The sequence below is a fragment of the Pseudomonas sp. ML96 genome (assembly GCF_000761545.1).
Taxonomy (GTDB): Bacteria; Pseudomonadota; Gammaproteobacteria; order Pseudomonadales; family Pseudomonadaceae; genus Aquipseudomonas.
Window position 1 is genome coordinate 209582 of sequence record NZ_JPMY01000003.1, and the last position, 19402, is coordinate 228983.

Annotated in this window: 23 protein-coding genes; 7 read left to right on the forward strand and 16 right to left on the reverse strand. The window is 65.8% G+C overall.

From position 1 onward, the window contains the following. Position 1: 1 nt before the first annotated feature. A complete protein-coding gene (sdhD, locus tag IP89_RS02690; protein ID WP_043307459.1) occupies positions 2-370 on the reverse strand; it encodes a succinate dehydrogenase, hydrophobic membrane anchor protein in 369 nt (122 codons plus the stop codon). Continuing rightward, positions 364-750, reverse strand: a complete 387-nt coding sequence (sdhC, locus tag IP89_RS02695) for a succinate dehydrogenase, cytochrome b556 subunit (protein WP_177326834.1) — start codon at positions 748-750, stop codon at positions 364-366. The genes sdhD and sdhC overlap by 7 nt, the downstream gene beginning before the upstream one ends. A 348-nt stretch (positions 751-1098) precedes the next feature. On the opposite strand from sdhC, the gene gltA reads away from it, so the two are divergent. Beyond that, on the forward strand, positions 1099-2388 hold the full coding sequence (gene gltA / locus IP89_RS02700) for a citrate synthase (protein ID WP_043307465.1): 1290 nt from the start codon (positions 1099-1101) through the stop codon (positions 2386-2388). Positions 2389-2478: 90 nt separating this feature from the next. On the opposite strand, the gene IP89_RS02705 is transcribed toward gltA, so the two are convergent. The 3 genes from IP89_RS02705 to IP89_RS02715 are packed head-to-tail and all read right to left on the reverse strand — an operon-like array spanning position 2479 to position 5675. Continuing rightward, positions 2479-3087 carry an START domain-containing protein gene (locus tag IP89_RS02705; protein ID WP_043307468.1) on the reverse strand — a complete coding sequence of 203 codons (609 nt, stop codon included), beginning with the start codon at positions 3085-3087 and terminating at the stop codon, positions 2479-2481. Between the two features lie 58 nt (positions 3088-3145). Further along, on the reverse strand, positions 3146-3397 hold the full coding sequence (locus IP89_RS02710; RefSeq protein ID WP_043307472.1) for a YkgJ family cysteine cluster protein: 252 nt from the start codon (positions 3395-3397) through the stop codon (positions 3146-3148). Between the two features lie 58 nt (positions 3398-3455). Next, on the reverse strand, positions 3456-5675 hold the full coding sequence (locus IP89_RS02715; RefSeq protein ID WP_156114972.1) for an alpha-glucosidase: 2220 nt from the start codon (positions 5673-5675) through the stop codon (positions 3456-3458). 95 nt (positions 5676-5770) lie between these two features. On the opposite strand from IP89_RS02715, the gene IP89_RS02720 reads away from it, so the two are divergent. Beyond that, complete coding sequence (locus IP89_RS02720) at positions 5771-6112, forward strand: DMT family protein (protein WP_043307475.1); 342 nt, start codon at positions 5771-5773, stop codon at positions 6110-6112. 81 nt (positions 6113-6193) lie between these two features. Here the strand turns inward: IP89_RS02720 and IP89_RS02725 are convergent, their stop codons facing one another. Next, a complete protein-coding gene (locus IP89_RS02725; protein WP_043307477.1) occupies positions 6194-7066 on the reverse strand; it encodes an NAD(P)-dependent oxidoreductase in 873 nt (290 codons plus the stop codon). A 132-nt stretch (positions 7067-7198) separates the two neighbouring features. Between IP89_RS02725 and IP89_RS02730 the strand changes: the two genes are divergently transcribed. The 3 genes from IP89_RS02730 (at position 7199) to rhtA (ending at position 9028) form a co-directional block, all read left to right on the forward strand. Then, complete coding sequence (locus IP89_RS02730; RefSeq protein WP_043307479.1) at positions 7199-7741, forward strand: exonuclease domain-containing protein; 543 nt, start codon at positions 7199-7201, stop codon at positions 7739-7741. 67 nt (positions 7742-7808) lie between these two features. Next, positions 7809-8090, forward strand: coding sequence for a pyrimidine/purine nucleoside phosphorylase (locus IP89_RS02735; RefSeq protein WP_043307481.1), 282 nt, complete (start codon positions 7809-7811; stop codon positions 8088-8090). 80 nt (positions 8091-8170) lie between these two features. Further along, a complete protein-coding gene (gene rhtA / locus IP89_RS02740; RefSeq protein ID WP_043307483.1) occupies positions 8171-9028 on the forward strand; it encodes a threonine/homoserine exporter RhtA in 858 nt (285 codons plus the stop codon). Positions 9029-9035: 7 nt separating this feature from the next. Here the strand turns inward: rhtA and IP89_RS23615 are convergent, their stop codons facing one another. Genes IP89_RS23615 through IP89_RS02765 form a run of 6 tightly spaced genes read right to left on the reverse strand, consistent with a single transcriptional unit; the run spans position 9036 to position 14135 of the window. Then, positions 9036-9506, reverse strand: coding sequence for a hypothetical protein (locus IP89_RS23615; RefSeq protein ID WP_256203090.1), 471 nt, complete (start codon positions 9504-9506; stop codon positions 9036-9038). A 45-nt stretch (positions 9507-9551) separates the two neighbouring features. Next, a complete protein-coding gene (locus tag IP89_RS23620) occupies positions 9552-10142 on the reverse strand; it encodes a saccharopine dehydrogenase family protein (protein WP_256203091.1) in 591 nt (196 codons plus the stop codon). A 9-nt stretch (positions 10143-10151) separates the two neighbouring features. Continuing rightward, the gene (locus IP89_RS02750; RefSeq protein ID WP_043307484.1) at positions 10152-11930 is read right to left on the reverse strand and encodes an ABC transporter transmembrane domain-containing protein; all 1779 of its coding nucleotides are present in this window, start codon (positions 11928-11930) and stop codon (positions 10152-10154) included. Then, entirely contained in the window at positions 11927-12367 is a 441-nt protein-coding gene (locus IP89_RS02755; RefSeq protein ID WP_043307486.1) for a thiol-disulfide oxidoreductase DCC family protein, read from the reverse strand. Before IP89_RS02755 ends, IP89_RS02750 begins: the two co-directional genes overlap by 4 nt. Before the next feature lie 54 nt (positions 12368-12421). Further along, complete coding sequence (locus IP89_RS02760) at positions 12422-13003, reverse strand: DUF1287 domain-containing protein (RefSeq protein ID WP_043307487.1); 582 nt, start codon at positions 13001-13003, stop codon at positions 12422-12424. A 19-nt stretch (positions 13004-13022) separates the two neighbouring features. Further along, a complete protein-coding gene (locus IP89_RS02765) occupies positions 13023-14135 on the reverse strand; it encodes an ATP-NAD kinase family protein (protein WP_043307488.1) in 1113 nt (370 codons plus the stop codon). Positions 14136-14222: 87 nt separating this feature from the next. Here IP89_RS02765 and IP89_RS23490 point away from each other — a divergent pair, with 87 nt between their 5' ends. Further along, positions 14223-14426, forward strand: a complete 204-nt coding sequence (locus tag IP89_RS23490) for a PA1571 family protein (RefSeq protein ID WP_371261930.1) — start codon at positions 14223-14225, stop codon at positions 14424-14426. A 10-nt stretch (positions 14427-14436) separates the two neighbouring features. On the opposite strand, the gene pdxB is transcribed toward IP89_RS23490, so the two are convergent. Further along, on the reverse strand, positions 14437-15567 hold the full coding sequence (gene pdxB / locus IP89_RS02770) for a 4-phosphoerythronate dehydrogenase PdxB (protein ID WP_043307489.1): 1131 nt from the start codon (positions 15565-15567) through the stop codon (positions 14437-14439). A 128-nt stretch (positions 15568-15695) separates the two neighbouring features. Here pdxB and IP89_RS02775 point away from each other — a divergent pair, with 128 nt between their 5' ends. Beyond that, positions 15696-17069 carry an MATE family efflux transporter gene (locus IP89_RS02775; protein WP_043307490.1) on the forward strand — a complete coding sequence of 458 codons (1374 nt, stop codon included), beginning with the start codon at positions 15696-15698 and terminating at the stop codon, positions 17067-17069. 7 nt (positions 17070-17076) lie between these two features. Here the strand turns inward: IP89_RS02775 and tusA are convergent, their stop codons facing one another. From tusA to rlmM, 3 genes are all read right to left on the reverse strand, one after another. Continuing rightward, complete coding sequence (gene tusA / locus IP89_RS02780; RefSeq protein WP_043307492.1) at positions 17077-17316, reverse strand: sulfurtransferase TusA; 240 nt, start codon at positions 17314-17316, stop codon at positions 17077-17079. Positions 17317-17381: 65 nt separating this feature from the next. After that, entirely contained in the window at positions 17382-18281 is a 900-nt protein-coding gene (gene lpxO / locus IP89_RS02785) for a lipid A hydroxylase LpxO (RefSeq protein ID WP_043307494.1), read from the reverse strand. Positions 18282-18348: 67 nt separating this feature from the next. Further along, complete coding sequence (rlmM, locus tag IP89_RS02790) at positions 18349-19401, reverse strand: 23S rRNA (cytidine(2498)-2'-O)-methyltransferase RlmM (protein ID WP_043307497.1); 1053 nt, start codon at positions 19399-19401, stop codon at positions 18349-18351. Between the last annotated feature and the right edge of the window lies 1 nt (position 19402).

Here is a 19402-nt window from a genome sequence, read left to right on the forward strand (position 1 = left end):
ATCAGAAACCCCACAGGATCTGCACACCCCAGACGAACACGACGAACTGGAGCACGCCGCAAACCGCCTGGACGAGGAAACGCACACCGGTCGCCCAACGGCCGATGGCCATGGGGGTCAGGTAGTCGGTGGTAATGGTCCACATACCGACCCAGGCGTGCACGATGAGAGCAACCAGAGCCAGCAGGCTGAAGATGCGCATCGCAGTGTGGGAGAACAGGCCATGCCAGTCGGCATAGGTGAGGCCCGGATGGATCACCAGGAAGCCGATCAGGAACAGGAAATAAGCCGCGAGAACGACCGCCGATACACGCTGAGCCATCCAGTCATAGAGGCCAGAGCGCGAGAAATTGGTTACGTTGGTTACCATACCCAGACCCCCGCCAGAACAATGATCACCACCGAGACGGCGAGAACAATCTTCGAGCCCAGCTTGCCGCCTTCCAGCGACTCGCCGACACCCATGTCCATGATCAGGTGGCGTACACCGGCCACCAGGTGATACAGCAGGGCGGACAGCAGACCCCAGATGATCAGCTTGGCCAGCGGACTGGTCAGGCACGCCTTAACTTCTGCAAAGCCTTCCTCGGAGGCCAGGGATTTATCCAGAGCAAACAGCATCAGGATGATTCCCAGGAAGAGGATGACACCGGAAATACGGTGCAGAATGGACGTATAAGCTGTGATCGGGAGTTTTATGGTCCTGAGATCTAGGTTTACAGGTCGTTGGCTATTCACGGCTTTTTTCACACTAGAGGCCCCTAACAAACAGGGCAAGTTGTCGGGAAGTGCACTGGTCAGGTACCCCTCACCAAAGGGAGTGCCAGCCGCCTGATTACAGGCTTTCAGGCTTCGGCGGCCGGGCGCAGAGTATAGACAGTTAGGCAACTAATGACAACGCAGATACCCACCCCGAAAAGCGGATTGCGCGCCCTATATAAATGTCGTATTAGGCCCTTGCGCGCGCCACTGAAAAGTGGCTGAAACCCCTCTGCCGTCTGGGTTTTCGCAAATTGACATTCAAATTTATGTCTCTATAGTGTCCCGGGCCCTGCGTGGGGGGCTTCTGATGATTCCAAGCATAAACAGGAGGCCGACATGGCTGACAAAAAAGCGCAGTTGATCATCGAGGGCAATGCCCCCGTAGAGCTGCCCGTACTGACCGGCACCGTAGGTCCCGATGTTGTCGACGTGAGGGGCCTGACCGCCACGGGTCGCTTCACCTTTGATCCTGGCTTTATGTCGACCGCCTCTTGCGAGTCGAAGATCACCTATATCGACGGCGACGCAGGCGTTCTACTGCACCGCGGCTACCCCATCGAGCAACTGGCCGACAAATCCGACTACCTGGAAACCTGCTACCTGCTGCTGAACGGCGAACTGCCGACTGCAGAGCAGAAGTCCCAGTTCGTCAGCACCATCAAGAACCACACCATGGTTCACGAGCAGCTGAAGAGCTTCTTCAACGGCTTCCGCCGCGATGCCCACCCGATGGCCATCATGTGCGGCGTAGTTGGCGCCCTCTCCGCCTTCTACCACGACTCCCTGGACATCAATAATCCGCATCACCGCGAAGTTTCGGCCATGCGCCTGATCGCCAAGATGCCGACCATTGCTGCCATGACTTACAAGTACTCCATGGGCCAGCCCATGATGTACCCGCGTAACGACCTGAATTACGCGGAAAACTTCCTGCACATGATGTTCAACACCCCGTGCGAGATCAAACCGATCAGCCCGGTACTGGCCAAGGCAATGGACCGCATCTTCGTCCTGCACGCCGACCATGAGCAGAACGCCTCCACCTCCACCGTCCGCCTGGCCGGTTCTTCCGGTGCCAACCCGTTCGCCTGTATCGCCGCCGGCATCGCCGCGCTGTGGGGCCCGGCACACGGCGGCGCCAACGAAGCCGTCCTGAGCATGCTGGACGAGATCGGCAGCGTCGAGAACATCGACAAGTTCATCGCCAAGGCGAAGGACAAGAACGATCCGTTCAAGCTGATGGGCTTCGGTCACCGCGTTTACAAGAACCGCGACCCGCGCGCCACCGTGATGAAGAAGACCTGCGACGAAGTTCTGGCCGAGCTGGGCATCAAGAACGACCCGCAGCTGGAACTGGCCATGCGCCTGGAAGAGATCGCCCTCACCGATCCGTACTTCAAGGAACGCAACCTGTACCCGAACGTGGACTTCTACTCGGGCATCATCCTCAAGGCCATCGGCATCCCGACCAGCATGTTCACCGTGATCTTCGCCCTGTCGCGTACCGTCGGCTGGATCTCGCACTGGAAAGAAATGCTGTCCAGCCCGTACAAGATCGGCCGTCCGCGCCAGCTGTACACCGGTTACGACAAGCGCGACTACGTCGCCCTGGACCAGCGCAAGTAAGCGCCCCAGTAATAAAAAAGGCTGCCATTGGCAGCCTTTTTTATTTCCAGACCGTCTCAGAACCCGCCATAGCGGGCCCCGCGTCAGCGATCAGCGTTTCTCAGCCAGCGCGCGCAGGCCATTCAGGGTATTGAACGGCGCATCCACCACGAAACTGTTGGCCAGCCAGGACGGCACGCTGCCACCCGGCTCGGTGTGCACCTGGTAGGTCACTTCGACCATGCCATCGGCCTTGGGCACGAAGGTCCAGGCACCTTCCAGACTGGCTACGCGCACGAAATCCTTGTCCGCCGGGCGGTACTCGGGCTGGCCATCGAGCTTGCGCACCAGGCTGCCGTCGGCGTTCTCGACGGTCACCACATGCAGCACCGAGTCACGCGCGGTCACCGGCCAGGGCATCTCGAAACGGGTGTAGACCCAGCTCTCGGCACCCTCGTGCTTGAGCAGGCTCTGCTCGGCACAGGCGTGAATCCACTTGCAGGAGCCCTGCACGTCTTCCTGCAGGGCGCGCAGGCTGGCGACATCGCTCTTGATCGTGGTCACGCCGCGGTAGGCCTTGTACTTGGACCCCTGAACCTCGCTCAGGTAGATCTTGATGCCATCCTCGTCCTTGGCCAGCTTCCAGTCCTCGGCATGGGCCAGGCCACTCGCCAGCAGACTCAGGCCACAGACAGCGGCCACTCGACTCAATGCAATCATCGTTGCTCCTTGGGAAAGGGTCCGCCGGCGGCGCCGCCGGACCGAGAATTCGACCCGCTCAGGCAGTCGCTTGTTCCAGCCAGCCGATCAGGCGGATGGCCTCTTCGCGGCTCGAGCCGCAGACCTCAACGTCTGCACTGAATCCCGAACAGACCGGCGGCCGCTCCGGGCGGCCGAAAATCGCGCAGAGAAACTCCGCGGTGAGGTGCAGGCAGCGCTCACCCGCGGCCTTGCCGTTAGGCATACCGGGGATCGGGGTGCTGATGGAAGGCGCGATGCAGCAGGCACCGCAGCCGGCACGACACTTCATGAAGGCTTCTCACGCGCTGGGCGGGCGCGATCTTAACGCCTGTGCGCCACGCCTTCCATCACCTGATGTCGCGTAATTTCGCCAGACTGGCAGCCATCGCGGCGCCTTCTGGATAGAACACCGCCGGCTGGCCGATCGGCGCAGGCACCATCACCGGCTCGCCGGCGCGCACCTGGAATACCTTGCCCGACCACAGGTGCACCCAGTTGCCGGCCGGCAACAGCACCTCCAGCTCGCTGACGCCCGGCTCCAGCACCGGCGCCACCAGCAGCTGGTCGCCGAGCATGAAACTGCGCGGCAGCGCCTGCTGCCCGGCCGGATCGTCCGGATACTGCAGCCACAGCGGGCGCATCAGCGGCATGCCGCTGCGTGCGGCCTCCGCCATCAACTGCTGCCGATAAGGCGCCAGCGCGGCAAAAAGCTTGGCGCTATAGGCGAACTGGGCCAGCAACCGCGGCGAGCTGTAGATCTGCTGGTTGGCATCGGGGCGGTTGCCCTCATGGCTACGCAGCAGGCTGGTGAAGGCGGAGAACTCCATCCAGCGCAGCAGCAGTTCCTCGTCGCGATGATAGTCCTTCAACGGGTGCGTGATGGTGGTGTATCCGCCGGTATCGCTGTGGTTGAGGCTGAACCCGGACAGGCCGCCGGACAGCATGCCCAGCAGCGCACTGTGCAGGCCGTCATCGGCATCCCAGGTGACCAGTTGATCGCCGGCCCACAGGCTGGTGGTCAGACCCGGACTACGACTGAAGGCCGAGCGCATGAAGAAGAACAGCTCGCCCTGCCCGCCCGATTCCTCCAGCAGCTCGCGATTGAGCCGCGCCCATTCCTCGGGATAGCGGTTGTGCGCCAGTGCCGCCGACTCGCCGCTGGCCAGGCGCGCCTCGTAGGGCAGCGCCTCGCCGAAATCGGCCATCCAGCCGGAAAAGCCCTTGGCCAGCATTTCCTCGCGCAGCACCTGCTTGAGCCATTCACGCGCGGCGGGATTGCTCAGGTCGAGCATGCCGGCACTAAAGCTGGTGTTGAGCAACGACAGTGGCTGGCCGGAGGCATCACGCAGCAAATAGCCGTGCTCGCGGGCCTCGGCATACAGGTTGCGCGCCGCACCCGGCTTTTCCGCCATATCCACCAGGAAGGGATTCACATAGGCCAGCGTGCGCACACCACGCGCCTTGAGCTCGCCATTGAGTTCGGCCCACTGCGGATAGTGCTGCTCGTCCAGGCTCCAGTTCCACCACAGCTGCTTGCCGAAACTGGTGGTGCGTTGGCCGACCCAATCCTGCAGCCAGACACCCGCCAGCGGCACGCCAGCCTCGTCGAGCTGATGCAGGATGCCGCGTACTCGCTCGCTACCGCCCTGCAGGCCGACGATGGCGCCGCGCTGGGTCCAGTCCGGCAACGGCGGCATACGCCCGACCACCGCCGTGTGCTGGGCGATCTGCCCTGGCGCATTGGCGGCCGTGTAGATACGCGCAGCCAAACGCCCTTCATGCACCTCCAGCTGCACGCGGTGCTCGTCGCGCAGGTCGAACACCTGGTAGGCAGCGGACTCGCTGAAGAAGCTGCGGCCCTTGCTGCTCAGGTAATGCGGCACGGGGGCATAGCTGGTCCACCAGTCGCCGCCGGCGCGGGCAGTCAGGTTGGCGGCGGTGGTGATTGGCTCCAGGCCACGACCAACGCCCTGCTCCTGCACCAGGATCGGCAGGCGCCGGCCGGCCAGGTCGAAGGCGCTGAACTGCTCGCCAAAGCCGTGGAAATGCTCATCCGGCTCACGCTGCCAGCTCAGATACAGGCGATTGAGGCGTTCGTCATCCAGGGCCACGGCCACGCGTACGCCGCGTTCGCCGTCGTCCTCGAGAATCAGCACATAGCCGGTGGAGCTGCCATCGGCGCAGCCCAGGCTACCGCTGAGAATTACCCGCGCGCCGCGCTGCTCGATGTTCTCCAGGCGCTGCTTGCGGCAGAGCAGTTCGCGCTGCTCGTCGACGAACATGGCGCCGCGATGTTCCTCGACCTCCTCACGGCCAAGCCCGGCCGCCAGGAAACCGCCCTCGCTGGCCCAGAGCACGCGCTGCCCGGCCAGCAACTGCAGGCGCTGGCCACCCCACTGCAGCTGATTGGCACCCAGCTCGAACATTCGCGTCGCCCCGAGTGCCGGCGCCACCTCGAGATCGGCCCAGATGGCCCGTTGCTGCCAGGCCTGCCAGCCACTCCACGCAGCCCCCGCCGCGACCACCGCCACGCCCAGCACCGCTGCACCACGAATCCACTTGCCCACGCCCTTCCCCCACCGCTCGAATGATCGATCTGCTCACCTGGCTGGTTGCACCAGGCTCTTTTAGTCTTGCCCTACTCCACTACGGGAATCTCGCCATGCCGGTCTGGATGCAAACCGCCGCCCTGCTGACCCTGTCCAACGTGTTCATGACCTTCGCCTGGTATGGCCACCTGAAGGCCCTGCACGCCAAGCCATGGTTCATTGCCGCGCTGATCAGCTGGGGCATCGCCTTCTTCGAATACATGATCATGGTGCCGGCCAACCGCATCGGTTACACCGAGCTATCGGTGGGCCAGCTGAAAATCATGCAGGAGGTGATCACCCTGGCGATATTCGTGCCCTTCAGTGTCTACGTGATGCAGCAGCCGCTGAAGCTGGATTACCTGTGGGCAGGGTTGTGCCTGCTCGGCGCGGTGTACTTTATCTTCCGCGCCTAAGGCCGGCGACGTCCGAATGCGTCTGCCAGTGCGGCGAATGGCGCCATCCGGCCCACCCGCGTACGAGTGGGCCGCAAGGGCTCAAGGACGCTGCTTGAGGCGGGCGATCAGGCTGGAAGTATCCCAGCGGCCACCACCCATGGCCTGTACATCGGAGTAGAACTGGTCGACCAGCGCCGTAACCGGCAGCTGCGCGCCATTGCGGCGCGCCTCGTCGAGCAGGATCGACAGATCCTTGCGCATCCAGTCCACGGCAAAACCGAAGTCGTACTTACCGGCCAGCATGCTCTGGTGGCGATTTTCCAGCTGCCAGGACTGCGCCGCGCCCTTGCTGATCACCTCCATCGCCGCATGGCCGTCGAGACCGGCGCACTGGGCGAAATGCAGCGCCTCAGCCAGGCCCTGGACCAGGCCGCCGATGCAGATCTGGTTGACCATCTTGGTCAGCTGGCCACTGCCCACCAGCCCCATCAGCTTGATCATCTTGGCGTAGGCGTCGATCACCGGTTCGGCGCGCTTGTAGAAGGCCTCCTCGCCGCCGACCATCACCGTCAGCATGCCATTCTCCGCGCCGGCCTGGCCGCCGGATACCGGCGCATCGAGGAAGCCCAGCTCACGCTCGGCGGCAATCAGTGCCAGCTCGCGGGCGACGTTGGCCGAAGCGGTGGTGTGGTCGACCAGCACGCTACCCGGCGCCATGCCGGCGAAGGCGCCGTCCGGGCCGAGCAGCACGCTGCGCAGATCGTCGTCATTGCCGACGCAGGTCATCACGAATTCGGCGCCCTGGGCGGCCTCGCGCGGGGTCGCGGCCGACTCGCCGGCAAATTCGTCCTCCCACAGCTGCGTCTTGCCAGGCGTGCGGTTGTAGACGCAGACCTCGTGCCCCTCGCAGGCCAGATGTCCGGCCATGGGGAAACCCATCACTCCCAGGCCGATAAATGCCACCTTTGCCATGCTCCACCTCCTTACTGACTGTGGCCCAAGCATAGCCCGGAACCGAATTCCCCCGGCCAGCACAGCTGAATGGCAAAACTGTGCACGTCGCGCGGGCGCCGCCCATACTGGCAGCGAGCTAAGGAGGGACGCATGCGCCAATGGCTGATCATCGACCTGGAAGCCACCACCGAAGAAGGCGGCTGGCCGGTAGAAGACATGGAAATCATCGAGATCGGCGCCAGCCTGGTGGCGGCCGATGGCCATGAACTGGAGCACTTCCAGCGCTTCGTGCGTCCCTTGCGGCGCCCCTGCCTGACCAGTTTCTGCCGCCAGCTGACCCATACCAGCCAGGCCCAGGTCGACGGTGCACAGACGCTGGACGTGGTCTGGCCGCAGTTCGAGCGCTGGCTGGAATCGCACCTGGCACATCTGGTCGGCTGGGGCAGCTGGGGCGACTACGACCGCCGCCAGCTGCAACTGGAATGGCAGCGCCACGGCCTACGCAGCTGCCTGGACGAAATCCCCCACCACAACCTCAAGCAGCGCTTCGCCGAAAGCCGCCAGCTACAGCGTGCGGTGGGCCTGCACTCGGCGCTGCAACTGACCGGGCTGCAGTTCCAGGGGCAACAGCATCGCGCCCTGGAAGACGCGCGCAACACCGCGCGCCTGTTGCCGCTGATATTTGCCCCCTGAGGGCTGACTGAGACGGGATGGTTGGGCATACTGGCGGGCCTTTTTTGACCCATCCGAGGAGCCCGCCATGTTCAAGGTCAACGAATACTTCGACGGCACCGTCAAATCCATCGGCTTCAGCATGGCTGAAGGTCCGGCCACCATCGGCGTGATGGCCCCGGGCGAATACGAGTTCGGCACCGCCCAACTGGAAGTGATGCACGTGGTTGCCGGCGCCCTGACCGTCAAGCTGCCGGGCAGCGACAACTGGGAAACGTTCGCCGCCGGTAGCCAGTTCACCGTGCCGGGCAACAGCAAGTTCCAGCTGCAGGTTGCGGTCGAAACCGCCTACCTCTGCGAATATCGCTGATAGCAGCTCGCCGAAAAAACCGGCCGAATGGCCGGTTTTTTATTAGCCTTTGAAAACCAACAAGTCATAAAAAACCCGCCATGTCGCGCTCGACCTCCTTATTCCTGCCCATCGCCCTGCTAGTGGTCGCCATGACCTCCATCCAGAGCGGCGCCTCCCTGGCCAAGAGCCTGTTCCCGCTCATCGGCCCCGAGGGCACCACTGCCCTACGCCTGAGCCTGGCCGCGCTGATCCTGTGCATCGTCATGCGCCCCTGGCGCACCCGACCGAACTTCGCCGCGTGGCGCTCGCTGCTGGGCTATGGCCTGTCGCTGGGGGCGATGAACCTGCTGTTCTACATGTCGCTGAAGACCATTCCGCTGGGTATCGCAGTTGCCCTGGAGTTCACCGGCCCGCTGGCCCTGGCCCTGGTCTCCTCGCGGCGCCTGCTGGACTTCGTATGGATCGGCCTGGCCGTGCTCGGCCTCTGGCTGCTGCTGCCGGACACCAGCGCCAGCGACCATCTCGACCCCATGGGCATGGCCCTGGCCCTCGGCGCGGGCGTGTGCTGGGCGCTGTACATCATCTTCGGGCAGAAGGCCGGCACCGAGCACGGCGCGCAGACCGTGGCCTTCGGCACCCTGGTGGCGGCCATGCTGGTGTTCCCGATCGGCCTGGCCAAGGTCGGCGGCGACCTGTTCTCCCACGACCTGCTGCCGGTGGCGCTGGGCGTTGCCGTGCTGTCCTCGGCGCTGCCCTACAGCCTGGAGATGTTCGCCCTGACGCGCATGCCGGCGCGTACCTTCAGCGTGCTGATGAGCATGGAGCCGGCCATCGCCGCCCTCTCCGGCCTGATCTTCCTCAGCGAGATGCTCAGCGCCACCCAGTGGCTGGCGATAGGCGCGATCATCGTCGCCTCGACCGGCGCCGCGGCCACCATCAAGCCGCGCAACCACTGAAAATCGATCAGCGCTCGCGCAGGGCGCTGACGATCGCCAGCCCTTCCAGCTCCGCCAGATACTCCTCGACACTCAGCAGCCCCAGGCAGGGCATGGCGCCACGAGCCTGCAGCGTGCCGGCGGCCAGCTTGCGCGCCAGGGCCACGGCGGCCATGCACGGGATGTTCGGGCCGTCGTTGTTCTGCGCCAGCAGTTCCCAGCACAGCTGCAGCGGCTGGCCATCGGCGCCCTGCCCGTCCAGGCGCACAAACATGCCACTGCGCCCATCGCCGAAGGGCTCCACCGAGACGGCGCGGCGATGCAGAAAATCGGTCAGCGGCACCGCGCTGCGCAGCAAACTCAGGCGCACCAACCAGGACAGCGCCCAGGTACCGAACTGGGTCAGGCGCAGGCCGACGCCGGCCGAGAAGCGCACACTGCGCACACCCGGATAGCGCGCCGGAAACAGCTGCAGATCGGGAATGTCACAGTTGGCCACCCAGCGCGGGCCGAGCGGCGCGGGGAAATCATGACGGGCCAGGTCCTACCAGCCGAACACCTGCTGCCAGGCGCCATCGCGCCATTGTTGGAAGGGCTTTCCGCAATAGCCCAGCACCGCCGCCAGGGTCGAGGCGCCGGGTGTCTTCTCCGAGGAGCTGATGCCGTGCCAGATGCTCTCCAGTCGCGAGAAGCGCGGCAGCAAGCTGTCGATCACCGCAGCGGCCAGGGCCGGCACCGAGCTGGCGCCAGCGCAGACCAGCACGCCAGCCTCACGCGCGGCCTGGTCCAGCTCGCCGATGGAGCAGACGAAGGCCCGCGCATCGGCCAGATCGGCGTAGTGCATGCCGGCGGCGATGGCGGCGTGCGCTACGCGATGATCCTGGCCCTGGAACGGGCCGGCGGTGGAAATAAGCATCTGCGCCCCAGTGGCGCGCAAACGCTCGACCAGGTCTGGAGCGTTCATGTCCAGCTGCAGCGCCTGGGCACCGGTCTGCGCAGCCAGTGCCTCGGCCTTGGCCAGATCGCGCCCGGCCACCCAGATGCGCATGTTTGAAGTCGCGGCCAGGCGCCGCACTATCACCTGGCCGAAGTTGCCGTAGCCACCCAGCACCACAACGCCGAAATCCTTTTCCACACTTTGTCCTCAGTCGCGCTCGCGGCGCTCGGTATTGAACTGCAGCTCGGCCAGGCGGGCGTACAGCGGGTTGCTCAGCACCAGCTCGCCATGGGTACCGATGGCCTGCAAGCGGCCGCGATCAATCACCGCAATGCGATCGGCATGCTTGACCGTGGCCAGGCGGTGGGCGATCACCAGGGTGGTGCGCCCGCGCATCAGCCCCGGCAGCGCCTGCTGGATCAGGTGCTCGCTCTCGGCGTCCAGCGCGCTGGTGGCTTCGTCGAGCAGCAGGATTGGCGCGTCGGTGAGCAACGCACGGGCAATCGCCAAGCGCTGGCGCTGGCCGCCAGACAGGCCCAGGCCGGCCTCGCCCAAGTGGGTCTGATAGCCCTGCGGCAGGCGTTCGATGAACTCGTGGGCATGCGCCGCACGTGCCGCCGCCTCGACCTCCGCATCGCTGGCGTCGGGCCGGCCGTAGCGCAGGTTGTCTGCCACGCTGCCGTAGAACAGCGCCGGATTCTGCGACACCAGGGCGAAGCAGCGGCGCAGGTCGGCCGGATCGAGACGCTGGATCGGCAGGCCCTCGACCAACACCTCGCCCTCCTGCGGGTCGAAGAAGCGCAGCAGCAGGTCGAACAGGGTCGACTTGCCAGCACCGGACGGGCCGACCAGGGCCAAGGTCTCGCCGGCACGTACGGCCAGGTCGATACCATCGATGGCCGGATGTTCCGGGCGGCTCGGGTAGTTGAAGCGCACGCCACGCAGCTCGACGGCACCACTGATGCGCTCGGGCAGGTGCAGTAACTGATCCTGCTGCGGCGCGCCAATCAGGTTGCGCGTACGCAGCAGCTCGGCAATGCGCTCGGCGGCGCCGGCGGCGCTCTGCAGTTCGCCGATCACCTCGCTGATGGAGCCGAAGGCCATGCCGACGATCAGGCTGTAGAACACGAAGGCGGCCAGGTCGCCGCCGCTGATGCGTCCGGCGATCACATCCATGCCGCCGACCCAGAGCATCACGCCAACCGCGCCAAGCACCAGGACGATGACCGTGGTGATCAGCCAGGCGCGCTGGCGAATGCGCTTGCCGGCGGTGGCGAACGCCGCCTCCACGGTGCCGGCGAAGCGTGCCTTGTCCTGGGCCTGGTGGTTGTAGGCCTGCACCGTCTTGATCTGGCCGAGGGTCTCGCCGATATAGCTGCCGACATCGGCCACCCGGTCCTGGCTCTGCCGGGACAGCGCGCGCACACGGCGGCCGAAGAGCAGGATCGGCGCCACCACCAGCGGCAACGAGCAGAGCACGATGGCGCTGAGCTTGGCGTTGGTGACGAACAGCAGCACGATCCCGCCGATCAACATGATGCCGTTGCGCAGGGCCATGGACAGCGAGGAGCCGATCACGGTCTGCAGCAGCGTGGTGTCGGCAGTCAGCCGCGACTGGATCTCCGAGGCGCGGTTGCTCTCGTAGAAGCCCGGATGCAGGCCGATCAGATGGTCAAACACGCGCTGGCGGATATCGGCGACGAAGCGCTCGCCGATCCAGCTAACCAGGTAGAAACGGGTGAAGGTGCCGATGGCCAGTGCTAGCACCAGCACGAAGAACAGCGCGATGGAGTGGTTCAGCGCCGTCTGCGACTGGGTCGCCAGGCCTTGGTCCACCAGCAGGCGAATACCCTGACCCATGGACAGGGTGATGGCGGCGGTGAACATCAGCGCCGCCAGGGCGCCGGCCAGGCGCCAGCGATACGGCGCAACGAAGCGCCAGGCCAGGCGCAATGCCTCGCGCCGGCTGGAAGAAAGCGGATTCATGAACGAGGCTCGGCAGTGTCGAGGAAACGGCGGGAATGATCGGGATCGGGCAACAGGCAGCTGTCGTAGCGGCCGAACAGGCGGTAGCGATTCAGCGCGATACGGTCGTAGCTCCAGTCGCGCAGCGGTCGCGGCAACACACGCAGGCCGGCCAGCAAGCGCCAGGCTCCGGGCAGCTGCGCGACGATGCGCAGCACGGCGTCGCTGCGCACGAACAGCGCCTCGCCTTCTACATAGGCCATGGTGTCGAAATGGTCGGTCGGCAGGCCGAACCAGGCGAGGATGGCCTGGCCCTCGGCGGACTGTACCGAGCAGAGGCGGAAGCGCCGCTCGTGGTCATGGCGGATCAGGAACTTCGCCCAGCCGTTGCACAGCCGGCACACGCCGTCGAACAGCACCACGCGCTCGCCGGCCTGGATATGGGGTGGTAATGCCATCGCAATCTCCGGAAACCCTACGCCGATGCTAACTCATTGAGCACGGCGGTGGCCTCAGTCAACGAAGCGATAGTGGCCGGTGATGCGGTAGGCGAACAGGATGTCCTCCTCCTGCGTGCCACGGCCGATGTTGTGCAGGATCAGCGGCGTGCCGGCCGCATCGGTGCGGTCCGAGACCAGGCCGATGTGGGTCAGGCCACGGCCAAGGTCCCAGGTGACGATGTCGCCGGCGCGGTAATCGACCGGCTTGTCGCTGACCTTGAGGGCCATGCCCTGGCGCTGAAACCAGGTCATCAGGTTGGGCACCCGGCGATGATCGATATTACGATCCGGGCGCTTCAGCCCCCAGTTCTTCGGGTAGCGAGCGAAGTGCGCGCGCATGTCCTCGTGCACGCTCTTCTGCAGGTCCAGGCCCTGTTCACGCAGGGCGCGGATCACCACGTCGGTGCATACGCCGGTACTCAGCGGCACGTCGCCGCCGGGGTAGCCGAGCTGCCGGTAGACCGGGTCGTAGCTCAGGGTCACCCCGACCTGGCTGCGGGCGTCGAGCACCAGACGTTGCGGGTCGATGGCCGCAGCGGCGACCAGGCTGAACAACAGGCCCAGCGACAGGGCCAGGGTTTGCAGGAGCTTCATCCTTGAGTCCTCCTTGGAATCATTTCAGGGGATAGAGCAGTTCTTCCCGGTAGCCCGCCCAGACCCGCACCGCGTCAGGGAAGGCTTCATCCAGCGCCGGGTCGCCGCTGTCCACCAGCAGCGGGCGCCCCTCGAGGGTGCCGAGCTTGCGTTTGGTAGCGATCACCCGCAGATGCTCCAGGCCGATGGCGCGCAGCACCCGCGGGCTGATCTGCTGGTTGCCGCGGCCGATGATGTGGCCCTGGCCGCCGATGGCGGTGACCAGTAGGCGCGCCGGCTGGCCGTCGATCAGCTCGAACAGCTGCGCCTCGGTGACGTCGCGGGCGATCACCGCGCCGTTCTCGATCACGTCGACGCCCAGCAGCGTGGTGTCGAGATTGAGGTTCTGCGCCAGGCCGTGCAGGGTCGAGCCGGGGCCGAACACGTAGCGCACGCCCTCTTCCCAGCTCTCGGCCAGCCAGTCAGCCAGGTCCACCAGCACCAGTTCCTCGGACTCCATGCCGCCCTGTTTGACGTGCTGCATGAACTCGCCTTCCACCGGCACGCACATCTCGCCGTAATGCCGCGAACCGACCTTGCCATCGCGCAGGGCCGCCTCGTCGATGTCGCGCACCTCGCCGCTGGACAGCCGCACCAGGCCGCCCTCGATCAGACGCAGAGCCATCTGCCCGGCAGCGCGCGGGCTGATGGCGTAGACCGCGGAGTGGATCTTCACCCCGGCCGGGATGCCCAGCACTGGCTGCTCCTCACGCACTGCCGCGCACACGTCGCGGGCCGTGCCGTCGCCGCCGGCGAACAGGATCAGCGCGCAACCGGCGTCCTGCAGGGCGCGCACCGCGGCCTGGGTATCGGCGGCAGTGGTCGGCCCCTCTTCCAGGCTGCCGAGCACGCGGTGGGCGTAGCCCAGATCGGCCAGCAAATCTGCACCCATGGCGCCGGGAAAGGTGATGAACTGCAGGCGCTCGGCCACCGGGCGCAGGCATTCCAGGGTGATACGTGTGCGCTCCGCCGCGCGCGGCTCGGCGCCACGGGCCAGGGCTTCGGCGGCCACGCCATCGCTGCCCTTGAGCGCCGCTGGTCCGCCGAGGCCGGCCAGCGGGTTGATGATCAGGCCCAGATGGAAAACACTCATAACCACTCCAATCACGGCGCACCGTTCGGTGCCCCGAATAAACCTCTCGCGCTGGCTGTCACGGCGCCTTCATCTGCCCTGCCTAGACTGTGTTTACAGCCAGGAGATACGGCCATGAAAGCGCAACAGCAGTCCCCGCAAACTCGTTCCAACCCGAGCAACCCGCAGCAACCGGTAGGCGGCTCGATCATCGATGCCCAAGGTCGTGAAGTGCCGATTACCGAGCAGATGATCCAGCAAGCCTGCCAAGCCCTGGACAAGTCCTGGCAGACACCTCACCACTGGCACTGACACGCCCGCCTCAGCGTGGGTGGCAGCCCAGCGCCGCCGACAGCGCCGCCAGGTGCGGCGCATCCCCCTCCAGACGCACCTGCAGGCCATCGATCTCGCGGCGATAGGGATAGTGCTTGCGCAGGGCGTCGAAAGCCGCCTTGCGCTGCGCGGCATCACCAACCAGCGAACGGCGGAAATCGGCATCGTCACGGCGCGGGTCGTATACCGCGCGGCACAGGGTGGCCAGCGCCCAGCCGATATCGGCGTCTTCGTGCAGTAACAGCTCACCAAGCCAGGACGGCGGCAGCAGGTCATCCAGCTGTACCTGCTCGTCCAGGCCCATGGCCTTGCAGTAGGCCTGGTAGATTTGCGCCGTGCCGCGCAGCTTGCCGTCCAGGCTGTAGCCGGCGATGTGCGGAGTGGCCAGGCGGCACAGTGCGGCCAGCTCAGGATCTGCCAGCGGCTCGCCTTCCCAGACATCCAGCGCCACCTGCAGATCGGCGCCACCTTGCAGATGCGCCTTGAGCGCCGCGTTGTCGACTATCGGGCCACGGGCCGCATTGATCAGCCAGGCCCCAGGCTTGAGCTGGCGCAGTTGCTCGGCGCCGAGCAGGTGGCGGGTGCCGGCATCCAGCGGGGTGTGCAGACTGATGGCATCGCACTCGCGCAGGATGGTCGCCAGGTCGACGAAGTCGCCGCCCTCGGCAGCCTGGCGTGGCGGATCGCAGACCAGCAAATTCCAGCCCAGACCGCGCAGGACTTCGACCAGACGGCCACCGACCTGGCCAGCGCCGACCACGCCATAGGTGAGCTCGGGCAGTTTGCGCCCGGTCGTCTCCGCCAGGGCCAGCAGGCAACCGAGCACGTAGTCCACTACGCCGCGGGCATTGCAGCCGGGAGCGCTGGACCAGGCGATGCCGGCCTCGGCGAAGTAGTCCAGGTCGAGATGGTCGGTACCAATGGTGCAGGTGCCGACGAAGCGCACCTTGCTGCCTTCCAGTAGCGCGCGGTCGACGCGGGTCACCGAGCGCACCAGCAGCACCTCGGCATCACCCAGGGCAGCGCGGTCGATGGCGCGCCCGGGGTGGCGGCTGATGGCGCCGAAACTGGCGAAGAACTCGTCGAGCAGTGGGATGTTTTCGTCGGCGACAATCTGCATGTGCGGTGCTCCATTCACGAGCCGACATTCTAGGCGCAGAGCCCTATCCGCGGTAAGCCGCGCTTTCCTGACCGCCGGGGCAGGTATAGACTTGCGCGCCTTCTCGCTCCAGCCCTGCCGGACTATCCATGCTCGCCCTCTCCCGCTCCGCCCGCACCCTGGCCGAAATTCGCGCCCTGTTGACGCTGGCGACCCCCATCATCATCGCCCAGCTGGCCCACACCTCCATGGGCTTCGTCGATGCGGTGATGGCCGGCCGCGTCAGCGCGCGCGACCTGGCCGCCGTGGCCCTGGGCAACTCGCTGTGGATACCGGTGTTCCTGCTGATGAATGGCACCCTGCTGGCCACCACCGCCAAGGTCGCGCAGCGCTATGGTGCCGGCAAGCAGGAGGAGATCGGCCCGCTGGTGCGCCAGGCCCTATGGCTGGCGCTGGCGGTGGGCCTGGCCTGCGCCACCCTGCTGTGGAATGCCGAGCCGCTGCTGCATCTGATGGACGTGGACGCCGAGCTCACCGCCATGTCCATGGGCTATCTGCGCGGCATCGCCTTCGGCTTCCCGGCGGTGGCGCTGTATCACGTGCTGCGTTGCTGCAGCGACGGCCTCGGCCATACCCGGCCGAGCATGATGCTGGGCATCGGCGGCCTGCTGCTGAACATCCCGCTCAACTACATCCTGATCTACGGCCACCTCGGCTTCCCGGCCATGGGTGGTGTGGGTTGCGGCTGGGCCAGTGGCACGGTGATGTGGTGCATGCTGCTGGGCATGCTGTGGTGGGTGAACCATGCGCCCTATTACAAGCCGAGCGAGCTGTTCAAACGCTTCGACTGGCCGCAGTGGCCGGTGATCCGCCGCCTGCTCTCGATCGGCGCGCCGATTGGCATATCGATCTTCGCCGAATCGAGCATCTTCTCGGTGATCGCCCTGCTGATTGGCGGCCTCGGCGCCACGGTGGTGGCCGGGCACCAGATCGCCCTGAACTTCAGCTCGATGATCTTCATGATCCCCTACTCGCTGGCCATGGCAGCCACGGTGCGGGTCGGCCAGTCGCTGGGCCGCGGCACGCCGCGCGATGCGCGCTTCTCTGCGGGTGTAGCGATGGGTACGGCGCTGAGCTACGCCTGCCTGTCGGCGAGCCTGGTTCTGCTGCTGCGCGAGCAGATCGCCAATATCTACAGCCCGGACCCGGCGGTGATCGCCATGGCGGCCACCCTGTTGGTGTATTCGGCGCTGTTCCAGTTCTCCGACGCGGTCCAGGTTACCGCCGCCGGCGCCCTGCGCGGTTATCAGGACACCCGCGCGACCATGCTGATCACTTTGGTCGCCTACTGGGGCATCGGCCTGCCGGTGGGGTATGCCCTGGGACTGTCCGACTGGTTCGGCACGCCGTCCGGGCCGAGCGGGCTATGGCAAGGTCTGGTGGTGGGCCTGACCTGCGCCGCCGTGCTGCTCGCCGTGCGCCTGGCACGCAGTGCACGTCGGCATATCCGCGCCGCGCGCTAACGCTGGCTCAGTCGAGCTTCTTGCGAATCCAGTACTGGTAGGTGCCGCCGTCCTCGCCCTGCTCCAGCAGCTCGTGGCCGAGGAACATGCAGAACTTGGGGATATCGCGCTTGGTCGAGGGGTCGGTGGCCAGCACCTGCAGCAGGCCACCGGCCGGCAGGTCGCGCACCTTGTTGTGCAGCATCATCACCGGCTCGGGACAGAACAGGCCGGTGGCGTCGAGGATGGCGTCGGGTTGCAGGGACATGAATCTAACTCCGAAAACAAGCCGGCATTATCGCCCAAGCGGGCGGCCGGGTCTGCCCCGCCGCATCAGATCCAGATAAAGAGCGCGATCACCACCGCCAGCAGCAGCCACTGCAGGCCGTAATAGAGGCTGCGATTGCGTTTCTTCAGGGCCTTGGCGCGCAGGCGCAGGCGGTAGAGCTGCTGGAAGGCGCGGTTGATCCCGCCGGTGGCGTCCTGCTCGTCGTTCGGCGAGCTGGCCGCCGCCATCACATTGCGACTGAACCAGCGATTCAGCGCCGCGGCCCAGCGGTAGCGCAGCGGGCGCTCGACGTCGCAGAACAGGATCACCCGGTCCTGCTCGGTCTTGTTCTCGGCGTAGTGGATGAAGGTCTCGTCGAACAGCACCGCCTCGCCGTCGCGCCAGAAGTAGCGCTCGCCATCGACCTCGATGAAGCACTCGTCCGAGTTCGGCGTGACCAGCCCCAGGTGATAGCGCAGCGAGCCAGCGTAAGGGTCGCGATGGCGCACCAGGCGCGCACCGGGCGGCAGCTCGGCGAACATCGCCGCCTTGATCTGCGGAATCGATTTGACCAGCGCCGTGGTCTGCGGGCACAGCTCCGCCGCAGACGGGTGACTGTCGCCGTACCACTTGAGATAGAAGCGCTTCCAGCCGGTCTTGAAGAAGGAGTTGAAGCCGGCATCGTTGTAGCCGTCGGCCTTGCGGATGCGCCCGGCCTCGCGCAGCTGCAGGGCTTCGTGGCGGATGCTCTGCCAGTTCTCCTGCAGCACACCCAGCTCGGGGAAATCCTGCGGCGAGTAGTAGGCCTGACCCGGCAGCCGCGAGCTCAGATAGAGCAGCGAGTTGATCGGCGCGAGGAAGGTCGAGTGGTCCTTCAGCTGCCGACCGATGCCGTGACGAACCCGGCCGCGCAGATGAACGTGGCACACACTGGCAACGAACAGCAGCAGAACGACGATCTTCATCGCGACGGACTCATGCCGGAAAGTCGCACTCTAGCCGCGAATCCCCCGAGTCGACAACGGCCCTACTTCAGCCCAGGCGGCGCAGATGGCAGGTCACTTCCTCGCGGTCGTGGTAGAGCTGCTTGCAGGCGATGGACACCTTGAGCTTGCGCGCGCTGAAGGCATCCTCCATGCGCTGCAGCAGCTTGCACACCTCGGCGTAGCGCTGCTTCATCGGCAGCTTGAGGTTGACCACCGCCTCGCGGCAGTGTCCGCCGCCGATCCACTCCTCGATCATCGCCGCGGTACGCGCCGGCTTCTCGACGATGTCGCAGACCATCCAGTCCACCGGCTGCTTGGGCTTCCAGGTGAAGCCGTCGACCATCAGGTGGGTAACCAGGCCGGTATCCATCAGGCTTTCGGCCATCGGGCCGTTGTCGATGGCGGTGACCAGCATGCCGCGGCGCACCAGCTGGTAGGTCCAGCCGCCGGGAGCGGCGCCCAGGTCGACGCCGGTCATCTCGTCCGACAGCCGTGTTTCCCACTGCTCGCGCGGGATGAAGGTGTGCCAGGCCTCTTCCAACTTGAGGGTCGAGCGGCTCGGCGCCTCGCGGGGGAACTTCAGGCGCGGGATGCCCATCGGCCATTGCGCCTGGTTGTTGGCCTCGGCGAGGCCGAGGAACACCTCGCGGCCGCTGACGAAGGTCAGCAGCAGGCGCGGCTTGCTCGCGTCCTCGACCAGCCGCCCGGACTTCTCCAGCGCCTTGCGCAGCGGGCCCTCGAACTTCTTGCAGAAGTTCGACAGCTCCTTGCCCTCGTTGGTGTCGAACACTTCCAGCCACAGGCCGCCGCACACCGGGTATTCAGCCAGGGCCTGCTGCACCACGCTGATGCGATCCGTCTCCGGCAGTTGCAGATAGCTGCCCCGCGCCCACTGACGCGGGAAGATCAGGCGCTTGAACTGCACGCCCTGCATCAGGCGCTCGGCGCCGCCGGGCTCCATGCAGGTGAACTCGGCGTGGGCGCTGTTCGGTTTGGCCTTGGCGTAGCCGGCCACGCCCAGGCGCGCGGCCTGGTCGCTGATCTCGGCGCAGACTTCACCCTCGAAACCGGGGCGGCAATGCAACAACACAACGTTCATG

Coding starts and splice junctions, on each gene's coding strand:
- sdhD (WP_043307459.1), bottom strand. CDS start 370: ATGGTAACCAACGTAACCAATTTCTCGCGCTCTGGCCTCTATGACTGG.
- gltA (WP_043307465.1), top strand. CDS start 1,099: ATGGCTGACAAAAAAGCGCAGTTGATCATCGAGGGCAATGCCCCCGTA.
- IP89_RS02705 (WP_043307468.1), bottom strand. CDS start 3,087: ATGATTGCATTGAGTCGAGTGGCCGCTGTCTGTGGCCTGAGTCTGCTG.
- IP89_RS02710 (WP_043307472.1), bottom strand. CDS start 3,397: ATGAAGTGTCGTGCCGGCTGCGGTGCCTGCTGCATCGCGCCTTCCATC.
- IP89_RS02720 (WP_043307475.1), top strand. CDS start 5,771: ATGCCGGTCTGGATGCAAACCGCCGCCCTGCTGACCCTGTCCAACGTG.
- IP89_RS02725 (WP_043307477.1), bottom strand. CDS start 7,066: ATGGCAAAGGTGGCATTTATCGGCCTGGGAGTGATGGGTTTCCCCATG.
- IP89_RS02730 (WP_043307479.1), top strand. CDS start 7,199: ATGCGCCAATGGCTGATCATCGACCTGGAAGCCACCACCGAAGAAGGC.
- IP89_RS02735 (WP_043307481.1), top strand. CDS start 7,809: ATGTTCAAGGTCAACGAATACTTCGACGGCACCGTCAAATCCATCGGC.
- rhtA (WP_043307483.1), top strand. CDS start 8,171: ATGTCGCGCTCGACCTCCTTATTCCTGCCCATCGCCCTGCTAGTGGTC.
- IP89_RS02750 (WP_043307484.1), bottom strand. CDS start 11,930: ATGAATCCGCTTTCTTCCAGCCGGCGCGAGGCATTGCGCCTGGCCTGG.
- IP89_RS02755 (WP_043307486.1), bottom strand. CDS start 12,367: ATGGCATTACCACCCCATATCCAGGCCGGCGAGCGCGTGGTGCTGTTC.
- IP89_RS02760 (WP_043307487.1), bottom strand. CDS start 13,003: ATGAAGCTCCTGCAAACCCTGGCCCTGTCGCTGGGCCTGTTGTTCAGC.
- IP89_RS02765 (WP_043307488.1), bottom strand. CDS start 14,135: ATGAGTGTTTTCCATCTGGGCCTGATCATCAACCCGCTGGCCGGCCTC.
- pdxB (WP_043307489.1), bottom strand. CDS start 15,567: ATGCAGATTGTCGCCGACGAAAACATCCCACTGCTCGACGAGTTCTTC.
- IP89_RS02775 (WP_043307490.1), top strand. CDS start 15,696: ATGCTCGCCCTCTCCCGCTCCGCCCGCACCCTGGCCGAAATTCGCGCC.
- tusA (WP_043307492.1), bottom strand. CDS start 17,316: ATGTCCCTGCAACCCGACGCCATCCTCGACGCCACCGGCCTGTTCTGT.
- lpxO (WP_043307494.1), bottom strand. CDS start 18,281: ATGAAGATCGTCGTTCTGCTGCTGTTCGTTGCCAGTGTGTGCCACGTT.
- rlmM (WP_043307497.1), bottom strand. CDS start 19,401: ATGAACGTTGTGTTGTTGCATTGCCGCCCCGGTTTCGAGGGTGAAGTC.